This window comes from uncultured Campylobacter sp., assembly GCF_938045465.1.
GTDB lineage: Bacteria > Campylobacterota > Campylobacteria > Campylobacterales > Campylobacteraceae > Campylobacter_B.
Genome location: NZ_CALIBF010000182.1, coordinates 1 through 13,462 on the forward strand (window position 1 = coordinate 1; position 13,462 = coordinate 13,462).

Here is a 13,462-nt window from a genome sequence, read left to right on the forward strand (position 1 = left end):
TAAATTTGACCGCGTGAGCTTTGCGAGCGAAATTTCCAAAATCACCTCTTTTAATAAGCTCTAAAATTCAGTAAATTTTAACGGCGCGATCGAAACTGCGCCGAAACAAACCTACCTTTGCCTCGGCAAAATTTAGCTTTAAAGCGGAATGGCTGCCTCGCAAGCTCATAAGATTAAAATTTTCGCCTCGCCGCTGCGCAAAACATCTAGCAAAATATCATAAAATTTGCCCAGCCTTAGCTTTAAAATTCCGCCCCTTTTGATGACGACTAAGATCCGTCCGCCTCGCTCGCCAAGCGCGTCGTAGAGCGCATCTAAATTTGCGACGTATTCGGGCTCGAAATCCAGCGCTGCGGCAAACAACGCGAAAATTTGATCTTTGTGTCTGATCTTTGCGCCGTCGATGATGATCTTTGCGCCGCGGCACGTTTTAAAATTTAAACTCATTGCACGCGCTCGAAGCTTTCGTAATGATCGGCAGTGTAGAAAATCAGCCCGTCGTTTGAAAATATCAGCCGCTTCGCGCCGCGCGAGCCGCCGCGATACTCGATATCGCACTCGCGCCAAATCCGCCCCTTTTTATCAGGCAACTTACGCTCGAAATTGCCGAAGCGATCGCCGCCGATGCTCTTGCCGCGCGCGTATTTCCACAGATCGCCGCCCTGCCAGCCAAGCTCACCGGCCTGCTTTTTCGTGATGAAATTTTGCGGCAAAGACCCCGTACGGCGGATATGAGCGCTCACGCACTCCCTGCTTATGCAGGGCTCGTCCGCGAGCTGATTTTTAGAATTTGCAGCGGGATTTTGAGATTGCGAAGCTTCATAATCTGCGCTACGCCGCCTGTGGACGTCCGCCTCGTCTTTAGGATTTGCGGCGGCGGGCTCGTTTGCTTGCGGATGAGATTTTAAATCTCCTAGGTCTGCTCCGCCATCTGCGCTTCTTACGCCGCTCTCATCTTTTGCGCCGGCGCCACTTGCAGGATTTTGTGAGCTTGAAATTTTACGATCGGTGCCGCTTTTGATATCTTGCGCGCCGCTTTTACGCGACGCAGCATCCAAGGTTTTGGAGGTAAAAACCCGCTCATCTTTAGCCGCGGGGCTGCGCGAATTAGAGATCAAATTTAGCGCCAAAAGAAGTGCTGCAAAAATTGCGAGCGGGATCAGCTTTTTTGCCACCGCTAGCCTTTTTTACGGGTCGCGAAGCGAAAATAGAGCACGATCGCCGCTACTATCGCGCCTAGAGCCAGCGGAGCGATCCACGGCGCGTCCTTAATGTGTACATAGAGCTCGCGCACGAAATCGCCCGCGTAGTAGCTCAGTAGCCCCACCACAAGCGCCCAAATAAGCGAGCTTACGGCATTGATGACGCTAAATTTTAAAAACGAATATTTTGTGATGCCGATCGCGATCGGTACGAGGGTTTTGAGGCCGTAGATAAATTTTTTAATCAAAATTATGCGGTCGCCGTATTTACGAAACAAAATCTGCGCCAGAGCGAGGTTGCGGCGCTGTTTGCGCAGATATGGCATGATCTCTTTTTTATTGTAGCGGCTTACTAAAAACAGCCCAGAATCGCCTATAAAGTTCGATATGCAGGCGATTACGATGCATAAGACGATATTGAGCTCGCCGGCCGAGCTTAGCACACCCGCTGCCGCAAGCGCCAAAAATCCTCCGCCCAGCGAATACAAAAACAGTATCAAATACCCCCACGTATGGAGGTTTTCAAACATCGACTCCATCAAATCCTTTCATTAGATCGTATAAAATTCTATAAATTTTGACTAAAGCAGCTTTAAAATTCGGTGCGAAAATTTCACTCCAACATCCCACGACGCTACTTGATTTCACTACGACATTAAATTTAAAATTCCGCGCAGCTGTCGCAAAATATAAAATTTCGCCGCAAAATATCAAGCGAAATTCTAAAATAAATTTTTTGCATCAAGCAAAATCTCCGCAAAATTTAGCGATAAAATTTTGCAATTCTAAATTTAATGGCAAAATTTCGATTTCTTTAGAATTCAAAGTAACTTGCGAATTACGAAGGATTTACGCGATATCCTCAAATGCCTCCCACTCCGCGGATTACAATAAAATTACGCACCTAAGTCTATTATTCTGCAGAAATTACGCGAGCAAAATTCCAAGCTGCTAATAAAACGCCCATAAAGCAAAATTTTTCGCTAAGCTATGCGCCTTAGCATCTTTAGCTAAATTTTACTCATCTGCGCCGATTACTCGCATCAAAAGTGCATAGCCCTCAGTATTTGGATCAAAAGCGCGGTCATTTTTGGTCTCCAGCACCGAGCCGCCTAGGCTCACGCCCGCAAACAGCCCGCCTTTATTCGTAAAGACGTACATATCTTGATTTAGCACGTCTAAAGAGCCAGAATCGGCGCTGTAGTTACCCGCAACCGCCGTAGCGTCGCCCGAAAGCGTGATTTGGGAATTTCGCATTTTTTGGATTACATCGTCATGCATTACGAAAATGACTAGATAATTATCCTCATAGCCGATCTGAAGTCCTACGCTGGCGCTACTGATCTCTGCGCCGCTTACGCTGCGCGCGCCGTCGTTATTGTAGATGATGATCCCCTCGCCGTACATCCCGCCTATGATGAAGCCCAGCTTTTTGACGCTCGGAAAGATCACTATCGCGCGGGCTTGCTGCGCTAGATATTTGTACTGCGAGTTTGTGCGCATTACCGACGAATAGGCGCTTGCGCTGTTGATGATGAGCTCATCATCGGCAAATGCCGCGCTAAAAAGCAAAAATAAAGCGATTATAAATTTTTTCATTTCACACTCCTTATTTGGCTATCTCGACCGCGCGAAGCTCGCGTATGACGTTAACTTTGATCTCGCCTGGGAATTGAACCTTATCTTGGATCTCCGAAGCGATCTCTTTGGCGACCAAAACCGCCTCGTCGTCGTTCATAAGCTTGGCGTTTGCGATGACGCGGATCTCGCGACCTGCGTTGATCGCATAGGCTTGTTTGACGCCCGTTTTACTCATCGCGATCGCCTCTATATCGCTAACGCGCTTTAGATAACTTTCTAGCACCTCTCGTCTGGCGCCCGGGCGCGCGGCACTTAGCGCGTCTGCGGCACAGACTGCGGCGCTTTCTACGCTGGTGGCTTCCTCGTGGCCGTGGTGGGCGTAGATAGCGTTTATCACCACCGGATGCTCTTTGTAGCGGCGGCAAACCTCGGCGCCAAGATCTACGTGCGAACCCTCGTACTCGTGAGTTAGCGCCTTGCCGATATCGTGAAGTAGACCCGCCCGCTTGGCCAGCTTTTGATCTCCGCCGGTTTCTGCGGCGATGATGCCCGCAAGATGTGCCACCTCAAGGCTGTGCGCAAGGGCGTTCTGCCCGTAGCTGGCGCGAAATTTAAGCTTACCGATGAGTTTTAAAATTTCTGGATGAATTTTGCTAAGTCCTAGATCCATTACGATATTTTCGCCCTCTTCGGCGATGCTAGCTTCAAATTCGTCGCTTACTTTTTTGTAGATGTCCTCGATGCGCGCAGGCTGGATTCTGCCATCCTCAATAAGAGTTTCGATGACGCGAACGGCGATGGCGCGACGGTAGAGATTGTGAGAGCTTACGATGATCGCATTCGGGGTATCGTCGATGATGACGTCCACGCCAAGAGTCATCTCAAGCGCCTTTATATTGCGCCCCTCTTTGCCGATGATACGGCCTTTAAGCTCGTCGTTTTTGATATTTACGACGTTGATAAGTCGCTCTGCCGCAAACTCGCCCGCAAAGCGCGACGTAGCCTGCGCCAAAATATAATTCGCCTTTTTTCGCGCCTCTTTTTTGGCTTCCTCTTCATATTTTCGCACGATGTGAGCGATGTCGGTGCGGCTTTGCTCCTCGACTTTCTTAAGCACTTGCGCGCGCGCCTCATCCTGCGTAAAACCCGCCACGCGCTCAAGCACCTTAAGAGCTTCGGAGAGCTTCTCTTCATAGCTTTTCTTTAAATTCGAACCCTCTTCGTAGAGGAATTTCGCCTCTTTTTTGGCGCTTTCGAGCTCTTTTTTGCTGTCTTTTAAAATCTCTTGCTCGGTTAGAAGCGCGTGCTCCTTTTTGCCGAGCTCGTCAAATTTAACGTTAAATTCTTTCTGCAGTTTGCTTGCTTTATCTTCGTATCTTTTCTTCGCTTCAAACTCCGCCTCCTGCACCGAAATTTTAGAATTTCGCAAGATGCCCTCGGCTTCAAATTCTATCGCTTTGGCTTTAGCTTTGGCTTGTTCGACGAAGAAATCGTAATTGGCGTTATTGATCTTTCTAGCTACTAAGTATCCTATGCCAGCGCCCACCGCAAGAGCGCACAAGGCGATTAAAATCTCTATCATACTTTCCTCTTTTTAGGTAATTTTGGCTCGGAGTTATGTAAAAATCACCCTTTACGTCGTGATCAAGCGATAAAATTTCGCTACAAAAGCAGTCTTTTATACTCACGAACGCGATTGCGGGCTTAAGCTTCAGACCTGAAAAAAACATATCGTAAAATCCTTTCCCATGTCCTATTCTAGCCATTGCGCCATCCACTCCGATAGCTGGAACCACGGCTAGATCGACCTTTTTAAAATACCCGTTTTGCGGAAGCGTCTGCCGCAGCCCAAAGCGCGAAATTTTAAAAGGCTGGCGCAATCTTACCATTTTTAAGCTAATATCCACCATAAACGGAACGTAAAATTCGCAGCTTTTTGATAGCTTTTTTCTTAAAATCAAAACGTTCGGCTCGTAACTCATCGGCAAAAATATCAAAATTTTACGCGCTTTTAAAAATTTTATCAGCCGCTCAAGCCGCCATAAAAGTGCGTAATGCTCGCATCTAGCCGCTCGCGCGGTGTGAGATTTTAGACGCGATTTGCAAATTGCTCTAAATTCATTCTTTTGCATAGCTTAAGCCTTTTATAAAATTTTAACGCTTATTTTAGCTAGTTTTTGTATAATCTTGCGATTAAATTTTAAGGTTTATTATGAAATTTCGTTTTTTTCTAGCGCTTTTTACGGCTTTTTTCTTTCTTGCGGGTTGCGGCGATGATGAGGATAAAAAATCAAGCGATACCCCGACCGAAGCCAATACCACGCAGCCGCAGTCCGAAACCGAAGCCGTAATCCAGGTCGATTATACCGCTCCTTTTACACTTCAGCTAAGTAACGGAAAAATTTTAAATATGCAAAAGACAAAGCAAGGCTTTCATATCGATAACAACTCCACCGTGACGCTATTTGCGTTTTTTACGCCGTGGTGCGACGCCTGCGCCGTGCAAGTAAGCGCGCTAAACGCAGCAAAGCAAGCCTACTCCGGCAAGCTTGACATAATCGGCGTGATGATCGGTGATGCAAATTTAGACGATGCAAAAAATTACGCAAGCGCTCACGAAGTAAATTACGCGATCGCTTACGGCGAGGCGAACGACTTTTTCATCAAGGCGCTAGGCGGTATAAACGAAGTGCCATATATGGCGATATACGACGAAAAGGGCGAGTTTAGCGCGCAATATTTCGGGCTGATGCCGGAAGAAATTTTAATGACCGAATTGGAGAAAATTTTTTGATGTTCGAATTTTTTAAAAAAGGGCTTAGCAAGACCATAGACGCGATGCGAGGAGCGAAAAGCGAAGATAAAATTTCAAAAGAAATCCTAGAAGAGATGCTGCTTGAAGCCGACGTAGGCTACGAGCTCGTGGAGGAAATTTTAGAAAAACTGCCCGCAAAAAAGCTAGTCGCAAAAGATGATCTCAAGGGCGTTTTAAAGAGCTATTTCGATTACGAAATCACTAAACCCGCGGATGAGAAGCCTTTCGTAGAGCTCATCATCGGCGTAAACGGCGCGGGCAAAACTACGACAACCGCAAAGCTTGCAAATTTATATAAAAATAGTGGCCAGAGCGTAATTTTAGGCGCATGCGATACCTTTCGCGCAGGAGCGGTCGAGCAATTAAAAAAATGGGCGCAGATCCTAAATCTACCGATCGTAGCGACCGCGCAGGGGCACGATCCCGCTGCTGTGGCATTTGACACCGTAAGCTCGGCAAGTGCCAAAAACATCGATCGCGTCCTGATCGACACCGCCGGGCGTCTGCAAAACCAGAAAAATTTAGCCGCGGAGTTAGAGAAGATCGTGCGCATCTGCGACCGCGCAAAAAGCGGCGCACCGCACCGCAAAATCATCGTGCTCGACGCCACTCAGGGCAATCATAGCGTCGCGCAAGCTAGGGCGTTCAACGAGATCGTAAAGCTCGACGGCATCATCATCACGAAGCTCGACGGCACGCCCAAAGGCGGCGCACTTTTCGCCATAGCGCGCGAACTGCGACTGCCGATACTTTTCGTCGGCGTGGGCGAGCGGATGGAAGATTTGGCGGAATTTAACTCGGATGAGTTCGTAGAGACGCTTGTAGAGGGAATTTACGCTTAGGCTCTGCGTAAATTTACATATTCTCGCCGAACAAGCTTAAATTTTACGCGCCGAAATGCTCGGCAAATTTTGCCGCTCGATTATCTTAGAATTTTACGATTTTCGTTTTATAATTTTACAAAATTTTTACTCACGTACACTGCATAAAAAACGCGCTCACCCGCGTCCGCTCGCACCAAAATATGTAAAATCCCTCCGCCTGCAACGCGGCGTGCTTATAAGAATTCTTCAATGATCTCAAGCCGCTTAAATTTTACGGTTATCCTCTGCCTGCTCGCAAAGATAAAATCATACTCGCAAACGCCTCTAGGCTTTAGCGAAAATTGATGAACTATTAGATCGTTATTTTTAAAGCTCTTGTTGTCCGTTTTGAAGCGGACGGCTAGGACGTTTTTGAAAACAAATTTAAAATTTCTATCTCGGTAGGGCGATAAAAATTTCATCGTTAGTCTATCTTCGTTTTTTAAAATGGCGAATTTAAATTCAGTCAAAACGGCGTCGTGAAGGGTCTCTTTTGTATTAAACAGATACCTTTTCGGATCCGAGACAAACTGCCTGATAGGCTTTGCTATTTCGTTTTCATTCTTGCGAAGCGACTTAAAATAATCGTCAAAATACCAAATATCGCCCCTTCTTTTTATTTTCGCCGTGATCATCCGTCCGTCCATTTGCGCGTTTTTCTTAAATTTTACTCACGTGCACTGCATAAAAAACCCGCTCACCCGCGTCCGCTCGCACCAAAACACGTACAAAACCCCGCCGCTGCCGAACATCACCTCGCCGCCTTGCTCGCAGCTTGGAAGCTCGCTGTCAAGCTGCATCAAAAACTCCATCTTTTCGCCGCATATCGGACACGTCGGCACCAAGGCACCCTATATCCACGAAGGCTCGCCGCCGATGCGCGCGAGGTTTTGCCTGCTGTTTGACATCCCCCAGTCCTGAGCCGCCCAGCGCGCGGGCGTAGGCGCAAGCGCGACCTCGCACTTCTTTATCGGCTCGTCCTGCACGTATTCGACCTGCGTCCGCTCGCCGATACGTCGCGGCATACCCTGCGCGTCGTGCTCGTAAAAGACTATCTCGCCTTCATTTATCTCTCTGATGTGCGCGGCGAGGACTAGGCGCGGCAGCGAGCGCACGGGCAAGTCACGGGGCAGCGGATCAAGCGTGATGAGATGAAATAGCGGATTTTGCGCATCGCCGTCCACCTCGTCCAAAACCCCGCCTAGCTTATATCCAGCCTCGCCGTTCTCAAGCCGCCAGGTCGGATGGTGCTTCGCCAGATGCGGCGCATAGGGCGCGCCGAAATAGCCGCGCGGAAAGATTATGTGATATACGCGCTGGCCGCAGTATCTTTTGAGCCTGAATTTCTCGCCGCCAAAGCAAATTTCATCGTTCGGCGCTTTTTGTGATTTATCGGAGTTGGCTTCGTTTGAGTTAAATTTAGAGTCATATTCGACTGCGCCCGCTTTAAGATTTTGCTCGCTTGAGCTTGCCTGGCGCCGCCGCATTCGTCCGCATCCATTTTTAAAATTTCATCTCCTGTCGCTTGCGTCGCGCCGTCTGCGTAAAATTTTGCCCGCTCAAAAGTAAATCCCACGGCCTCCAGCCAGTAGCCTATTATATATTCGAGCAAATCGCACGGGCGATCGAAAAAATCCTCCGCAAGCGCGAACTCGCAGGCAAATTTTACGTTTCGCGGATCGCGGGTTTGCAGCAGGCAGCTAAAAATTTTTTGCCGCTCATCTTCGCTCGTCTGCGGATCCGCAAGCTTCTCACGCCAGATTTGCGAGCTCTCGTAACTAAGCCCGCGCCACGGATACTCCGCGTAATACGTGCTCTCGCTCGGCTGCAGTTTAAAAAGCTCGCCCAGATACGGGTGTAAAAACGGTGCGAACTCGAGACTTGCCATGGCAATGACCTCTTCGGCGTTTTTCTAGCGTGCGCTCTTTTCATCTCTGCCGCGTTGCCGTGCGCTTTCGCCCGTGCATTCGTCCGCCCGCGCATTCTCTCCCGTCTGTGCCGCGCTTTTGCTCTGCTGCGTTTCGCACCCCTGCGCCGCCTCTTCGCGTAAAATTTCAACCGCCGTAGCGATCAAAGCTTTAAAATCCTCCTCGCCCACGTAGCCCATAGCGTCCTTTAGCAGCGTGCCGCCCTCTTGCCACCCGCACAGCAGGCTGTCCGCTAGCGTAAAATACGCCGCCGCATCACCTTGCAGCTGCCAAAACCGCTCGTATAAACCGGGCACCCTAAAGCCGTCACGTTCGAAATCTCGCGCCAGATTTAGCGCCTCATCCCGCTTATCCATCTTATTTCCTTTTGCAATTTTATTTTGATAATTTTATCGTAAATTTAAGTTAAATTTTGAAGGCGGCTTATTTTATATGTCGAAATTCTATGGAAAAATATGGGAGATTAAATTCGGCGGCGAATTAAATTTTAAAAGTACGCCGAGCCTCGTAGAGCCCGGCTAAATTTTAAAATAGCTCTTAAATTTAAAAACTATCGTCTCTTTTTTCAAAGATCAGATGCAGCACGTAGCTCACGGCGAAGGTCAAGGTGCTAGGCACGATCCAGCCGAGCATCGAATCGTAAAACGGCATCATCTTCACAAACGACGTCACAAGCGGCACCGAAATCCCCAAAATATCAAGTCCGTTTATGACGCCCTCGACTACGCAGACATAGACGCAAGCGCGGTAAATCAGCTTGCTTGAATCGATCCACGGGTTGATCAGCGAGAGGATTATCAGCATGATCGAGATCGGATAGATGGCGACGAGCACGGGGATGGAGCCCTTGATGATGGTCGTAAGGCCGAAGTTTGCGACTCCAAAGCCGATCACGCACCAAGCGATCGCCCAGGTTTTGTATTTGATCTTGCCTTTCGTAAGCTCCTCGAAGTATTCGCTAGCCGAGCTTATAAGGCCCAGCGTCGTGGTGATGCAGGCTAGGAAAAACGCGCTGCCTAGGATCACGACGCCAATTCTTCCAAAATAATGATCGCTTACTCGCGACAGAAGCTCCGCTCCGTTGATATTCGGCGTATCCTTGAAAAGCTCCGCGGAGGTCGCGCCCAGATAGCCCAGCATAAAATATATCGTCATCAGTATGACGCCCGACATCATTCCCGCTTTTATGGTAGAGGTGACGAGGTGCTTCTCGTCACTAACGCCGGTTGCTTTGATGGCGTTAATTACGATGATGCCGAATGCCAGCGACGCAAGCGCGTCCATCGTTTGGTAGCCCTCTACGAAGCCCTTTGCTGCGGCGTGATCGACATACTCGCCGCTAGGAGCGACGAAGCTTCCGATAGGAAATAAAAATCCCGCGCCGAAAAGCAGCAAAATAAGCGCCAAAAGTATCGGCGTAAGGTATTTTCCGAGCAGATCAACGAGCTTTGAAGGGTTCATACAGATGTAATAGTTCAGCGCAAAATATGCGGCAGAATAAACGAATAGCCAAATTTGAAGGCGCTCTTCCGCAATAAAAGGCTTAATCGCGATATCAAAAGGCATATTTGCCGCGCGCGGTATCGCAAAAAGCGGCCCGATCGTAAGATATAAAAGCGCGGTAAAAACGATCGCAAACACCGGATCTATGCGGCGCACCAGGCTCTGAAGCCCCTTGGCGCGCGCGATGGCTGCGACGCCGAGTACCGGCAGAAGCACTGCTGTAGCGCAAAAAAACATTATCGCGATATAAAAATTCTGTCCGGATTCCCTACCGAGACCCGGCGGAAAAATAAAATTTCCCGCACCGAAAAACATCGCAAACAGCGTAAGCGATATCGTTAAAAACTGGCTTCTACTAAGCTTGCCCTTCATCTTAAACCTTCTTTAAATAAAGTGAAATTTGTATTATAGTTATAAATGTTTAAAACATATTTAAATTTAGCTCAAATTTAGCCGCAAATCCTCCCTCTCGTGATTTTTGATCCCGCAAACAGCGCGCAAGGCGGCTAAAATTTTAAAAATTTTAAGTATAATTTCGCGAAATTCAAGGCTAAATTTAGACAAAATGAGCGAGGATAAAAATGGCGAAGATTAAAACCACGATTTTTGAATGCCAACACTGCGGCAATCAGCAAAGCAGATGGCTCGGCAGATGCCCCGACTGCGGCGCATTTGATAGCTTCGTCGAGGTCAAGCCCGCTCAGATTAAGGCGCTAAAAGAGATCGAGGGCGAGCTTGCCCGCGCCTCGTCCGCAAGCGCCAAAGCGATCAGCGAGATACAGATCGAGCAAATTTCGCGCATCGACACCAAGGATAGCGAGCTAAATTTAGTCCTCGGAGGCGGCGTCGTGGAGGGCTCACTCGTGCTAATCGGCGGCAGCCCCGGCATCGGGAAATCCACGCTGCTGCTTAAGATCGCGGCAAATTTAGCAAGCGGCGGCCGCGCAGTGCTTTACGTAAGCGGCGAAGAGAGCGCCAGCCAGATCAAAATGCGTGCGCAGCGGCTGGGTGCGATAAGCGAGCAGCTGTTTTTGCTCACCGAGATAAATCTAAGCGCCGTGCTTGAAGAGGTCGAGCGCAGGGATTATAAGTTTATCGTCATCGACAGCATCCAGACGCTTTTTAGCGACAAGGCCCCCTCTGCGCCGGGCTCGATCACGCAGGTGCGCGAGATCACCTTCGAGCTGATGCGACTTGCCAAAGCGCGCGGGATTTCGATCTTCATCATCGGCCACATCACCAAAGAGGGCTCGATCGCAGGCCCGCGCATATTAGAGCATATGGTGGACGTGGTGCTGTATTTCGAGGGCGATGCGAGCAAGCAGCTTAGAATTTTACGCGGTTTTAAAAACCGCTTCGGGGCTACGAGCGAGGTGGGGATTTTCGAGATGGGGCCGCACGGGCTCGTAAGCGCCAAGGACGTCGCGAGTAAATTTTTCACGCGCGGCAAGGCGGTAAGCGGCTCGGCGATTACGATCACGATGGAGGGTACGCGCGCGCTTGTCGTGGAGATCCAAGCGCTCGTGTGCGAGAGCGGCTATCCGAAGCGCAGCGCTACGGGCTTTGATAAAAACCGCCTCGATATGCTTCTGGCGCTGCTTGATCGCAAGCTTGAGATCGGGCTTGGCGGATACGACGTCTTCGTAAACGTAAGCGGCGGCGTAAAAATCACCGAAACGGCGTGCGATCTAGCCGTCGTCGCGGCGATCGTAAGCAGCTTCAAAAACCGCCCGATCAGCAAGGAAAGCGTCTTCATCGGTGAGGTGAGCCTAAACGGCGAGATCAGAGAGATCTTCAACCTCGATGCGCGCCTAAAGGAAGCCGCGATGCAGAAATTTAAAAACGCGATCGTCCCGATGAAGCCGCAAAACGCGCAGGGGCTTAAAATTTTTCACGCCACCGAGATCACGCAAATTTTAGACTGGATGTGAGACGGCGCGTTTCTTGGCTTCGGCTTGGCGGTCGGCGCGAGCAGGCGAAAATGGACTTTGAGCGGCAAGGGATGCGTTGCTTTTGCATGGGCGCGGCGAAGGGCGCAAGTGCGCCGCTTTTTGCATGGCTCACAAGCAAGCGCAAATGAGCTTGATCGCTAAGGCGCGATTTTTGGAATTTCACGTATCGTAGCGGCTCAAAAATTCGTTTGAGCTTTAAAACGGCTCGGCGACGGTGCGGTTAAAATTTAATCATTCGCGCCGCATCCCAGGCCAATACAAGGCGAGTGCTTTGCGGCGCAAAGCCAAGCCCGATAGGTTCTTGCGTCGCACAAAATTCTATCGCGGCGCACAGGACGTATCGCATGGGGCTAAGAGCCGGTAAAATTTTAGCGGCGCCAAGCTCTCATGCGCGGGTGCGGATACCACAAGCAAAGTATCGCGCGCCGAGCCGAATGAGCGCTGCTGCAACACGCTGCAACCTAGGGGGCTTGCTAACGAGACGCTACGCAAGCCAAAGCGCGCAGGTCCGCCTCACGTAGCCAAAAGACAAAGCCTACAAGGCGGCAAGATAGCAACGCAGCGAGAGCGCGATGAAATTTTAACGCAGGCCGCATAAGCCGTCGGCAAAGCCTAATTCTACGGACAGATTCCGCGGATAAAATTTACTAAATTTAGCGCGGATAAAATTTCATAAATTTAAACGGAAAGGTGTGTATGAGCCCAAACGTAATCGTCAAATTCGTCATTTTGTTTTTCATCAAAGCCCGCAGCCTAAACGTCAAATTTAGCAGGCTGGACGCCGTCGTGTCGCGCGCCTACGCCAAATACGGGACGGTGTTTAAGCTAAGCGTACCGCTACTTGCCACAGCATCGGCGTTTGCGCTGTTTAACCTATACGATTTTGCCAAAGCCAACTACGCGCTGACGATCTTTTTGCTCGCTTTGGGCTCGCCACTGCTTACGTATAGCTTTTTTAAGGCGATAAAATCGGCGATGACCTTCGCGCTATTTGTGATCCCCTTTGCGGCGGTGTTTGCGATCATCGCGGTGACGGGCGCACAAAAGCTTGATAACTCGCTAAATTTCAACATCGTCTTTCCGCTGTTTTTCACCCTCGTGTGGTTTGCGATGTCGGTGATCGCCGACGAGGACGTGGCGCAGATCATGAATAAAATCGTATCGAAGCTCTCCACACTTTTCGTGACGATTTTCATCCTTTATAACTATGAGGCGCTGCACGGGATTTTAACCGCGGGCTCGGGAGGGTATCGCGCTAGCGGCGATGATCTGACCGCGCTTGATCTTGTATTTATGACGATTAGATTTTTTACGCTGCCTTCGATTTTTACGCTTATGATTTTTGAGATTAAGGATTATCTTTTTACGAGATACAGCGCGTTCGTGCAGGCTCAGCAGGAGCGCGTAGAGGATTTAAAAAATTCCAAGGGCTCGAAGTAAAATTTTAAAGTTTAATTCAATCTAATTTTGCGCGCCTTAAATACTCGCAAATACTAAAGATTGCGACCGCCGTGTGAATACTGGGCTTCGGCGCGGCGGCGGGACTAATAAAATTTGAAATGAGATTTTTAGGACAAAATTTTGAGATAGAATTTTAATGACGCACCGGTTATGCGCG

Annotated in this window: 17 protein-coding genes; 5 read left to right on the plus strand and 12 right to left on the minus strand. The window is 49.2% G+C overall.

Annotated features, from left to right (window positions below):
* Window positions 1-165: 165 nt before the first annotated feature.
* The 7 genes from Q0413_RS08820 to Q0413_RS08850 form a co-directional block, all read right to left on the minus strand.
* Window positions 166-447: a barstar family protein gene (locus Q0413_RS08820; RefSeq protein ID WP_298989436.1), complete on the minus strand. Its 282-nt coding sequence runs from the start codon at window positions 445-447 to the stop codon at window positions 166-168.
* Window positions 444-1,175, minus strand: a complete 732-nt coding sequence (locus Q0413_RS08825; protein ID WP_298989452.1) for a ribonuclease domain-containing protein — start codon at window positions 1,173-1,175, stop codon at window positions 444-446. Before Q0413_RS08825 ends, Q0413_RS08820 begins: the two co-directional genes overlap by 4 nt.
* A gap of 2 nt (window positions 1,176-1,177) precedes the next feature.
* On the minus strand, window positions 1,178-1,741 hold the full coding sequence (locus Q0413_RS08830) for a DedA family protein (protein ID WP_298989463.1): 564 nt from the start codon (window positions 1,739-1,741) through the stop codon (window positions 1,178-1,180).
* The gene (locus Q0413_RS08835; RefSeq protein WP_298989467.1) at window positions 1,725-1,916 is read right to left on the minus strand and encodes a hypothetical protein; all 192 of its coding nucleotides are present in this window, start codon (window positions 1,914-1,916) and stop codon (window positions 1,725-1,727) included. The genes Q0413_RS08830 and Q0413_RS08835 overlap by 17 nt, the downstream gene beginning before the upstream one ends.
* Before the next feature lie 303 nt (window positions 1,917-2,219).
* On the minus strand, window positions 2,220-2,801 hold the full coding sequence (locus tag Q0413_RS08840) for a lipid-binding SYLF domain-containing protein (RefSeq protein WP_298989469.1): 582 nt from the start codon (window positions 2,799-2,801) through the stop codon (window positions 2,220-2,222).
* Between the two features lie 10 nt (window positions 2,802-2,811).
* Complete coding sequence (gene rny / locus Q0413_RS08845; RefSeq protein WP_298989471.1) at window positions 2,812-4,365, minus strand: ribonuclease Y; 1,554 nt, start codon at window positions 4,363-4,365, stop codon at window positions 2,812-2,814.
* Entirely contained in the window at window positions 4,298-4,915 is a 618-nt protein-coding gene (locus tag Q0413_RS08850; RefSeq protein ID WP_005873316.1) for a 5-formyltetrahydrofolate cyclo-ligase, read from the minus strand. Before Q0413_RS08850 ends, rny begins: the two co-directional genes overlap by 68 nt.
* An 80-nt stretch (window positions 4,916-4,995) precedes the next feature.
* Between Q0413_RS08850 and Q0413_RS08855 the strand changes: the two genes are divergently transcribed.
* Window positions 4,996-5,577, plus strand: a complete 582-nt coding sequence (locus Q0413_RS08855; RefSeq protein WP_298989473.1) for a TlpA disulfide reductase family protein — start codon at window positions 4,996-4,998, stop codon at window positions 5,575-5,577.
* Complete coding sequence (ftsY, locus tag Q0413_RS08860; protein ID WP_298989493.1) at window positions 5,577-6,440, plus strand: signal recognition particle-docking protein FtsY; 864 nt, start codon at window positions 5,577-5,579, stop codon at window positions 6,438-6,440. The genes Q0413_RS08855 and ftsY overlap by 1 nt, the downstream gene beginning before the upstream one ends.
* Window positions 6,441-6,655: 215 nt before the next feature.
* On the opposite strand, the gene Q0413_RS08865 is transcribed toward ftsY, so the two are convergent.
* The 5 genes from Q0413_RS08865 to brnQ all read right to left on the minus strand — a co-directional run bounded on the left by Q0413_RS08865 (window position 6,656) and on the right by brnQ (window position 10,264).
* Window positions 6,656-7,096: a hypothetical protein gene (locus Q0413_RS08865; protein WP_298989475.1), complete on the minus strand. Its 441-nt coding sequence runs from the start codon at window positions 7,094-7,096 to the stop codon at window positions 6,656-6,658.
* Between the two features lie 36 nt (window positions 7,097-7,132).
* Complete coding sequence (locus Q0413_RS08870) at window positions 7,133-7,273, minus strand: hypothetical protein (RefSeq protein ID WP_298989476.1); 141 nt, start codon at window positions 7,271-7,273, stop codon at window positions 7,133-7,135.
* A gap of 39 nt (window positions 7,274-7,312) precedes the next feature.
* Window positions 7,313-7,948: a hypothetical protein gene (locus Q0413_RS08875; RefSeq protein WP_298989479.1), complete on the minus strand. Its 636-nt coding sequence runs from the start codon at window positions 7,946-7,948 to the stop codon at window positions 7,313-7,315.
* Window positions 7,949-8,373: 425 nt separating this feature from the next.
* The gene (locus tag Q0413_RS08880; protein ID WP_298989481.1) at window positions 8,374-8,745 is read right to left on the minus strand and encodes a hypothetical protein; all 372 of its coding nucleotides are present in this window, start codon (window positions 8,743-8,745) and stop codon (window positions 8,374-8,376) included.
* A 187-nt stretch (window positions 8,746-8,932) separates the two neighbouring features.
* Window positions 8,933-10,264 carry a branched-chain amino acid transport system II carrier protein gene (gene brnQ / locus Q0413_RS08885; protein ID WP_298989483.1) on the minus strand — a complete coding sequence of 444 codons (1,332 nt, stop codon included), beginning with the start codon at window positions 10,262-10,264 and terminating at the stop codon, window positions 8,933-8,935.
* 209 nt (window positions 10,265-10,473) lie between these two features.
* On the opposite strand from brnQ, the gene radA reads away from it, so the two are divergent.
* The 3 genes from radA (at window position 10,474) to Q0413_RS08900 (ending at window position 13,284) form a co-directional block, all read left to right on the plus strand.
* Window positions 10,474-11,823 (plus strand): DNA repair protein RadA, encoded by a 1,350-nt coding sequence (gene radA / locus Q0413_RS08890; RefSeq protein ID WP_298989485.1) that lies wholly within the window; start codon window positions 10,474-10,476, stop codon window positions 11,821-11,823.
* Window positions 11,824-12,110: 287 nt separating this feature from the next.
* On the plus strand, window positions 12,111-12,365 hold the full coding sequence (locus Q0413_RS08895) for a hypothetical protein (RefSeq protein WP_298989487.1): 255 nt from the start codon (window positions 12,111-12,113) through the stop codon (window positions 12,363-12,365).
* A gap of 175 nt (window positions 12,366-12,540) precedes the next feature.
* Entirely contained in the window at window positions 12,541-13,284 is a 744-nt protein-coding gene (locus Q0413_RS08900) for a hypothetical protein (RefSeq protein ID WP_298989489.1), read from the plus strand.
* Window positions 13,285-13,462: the final 178 nt, after the last annotated feature.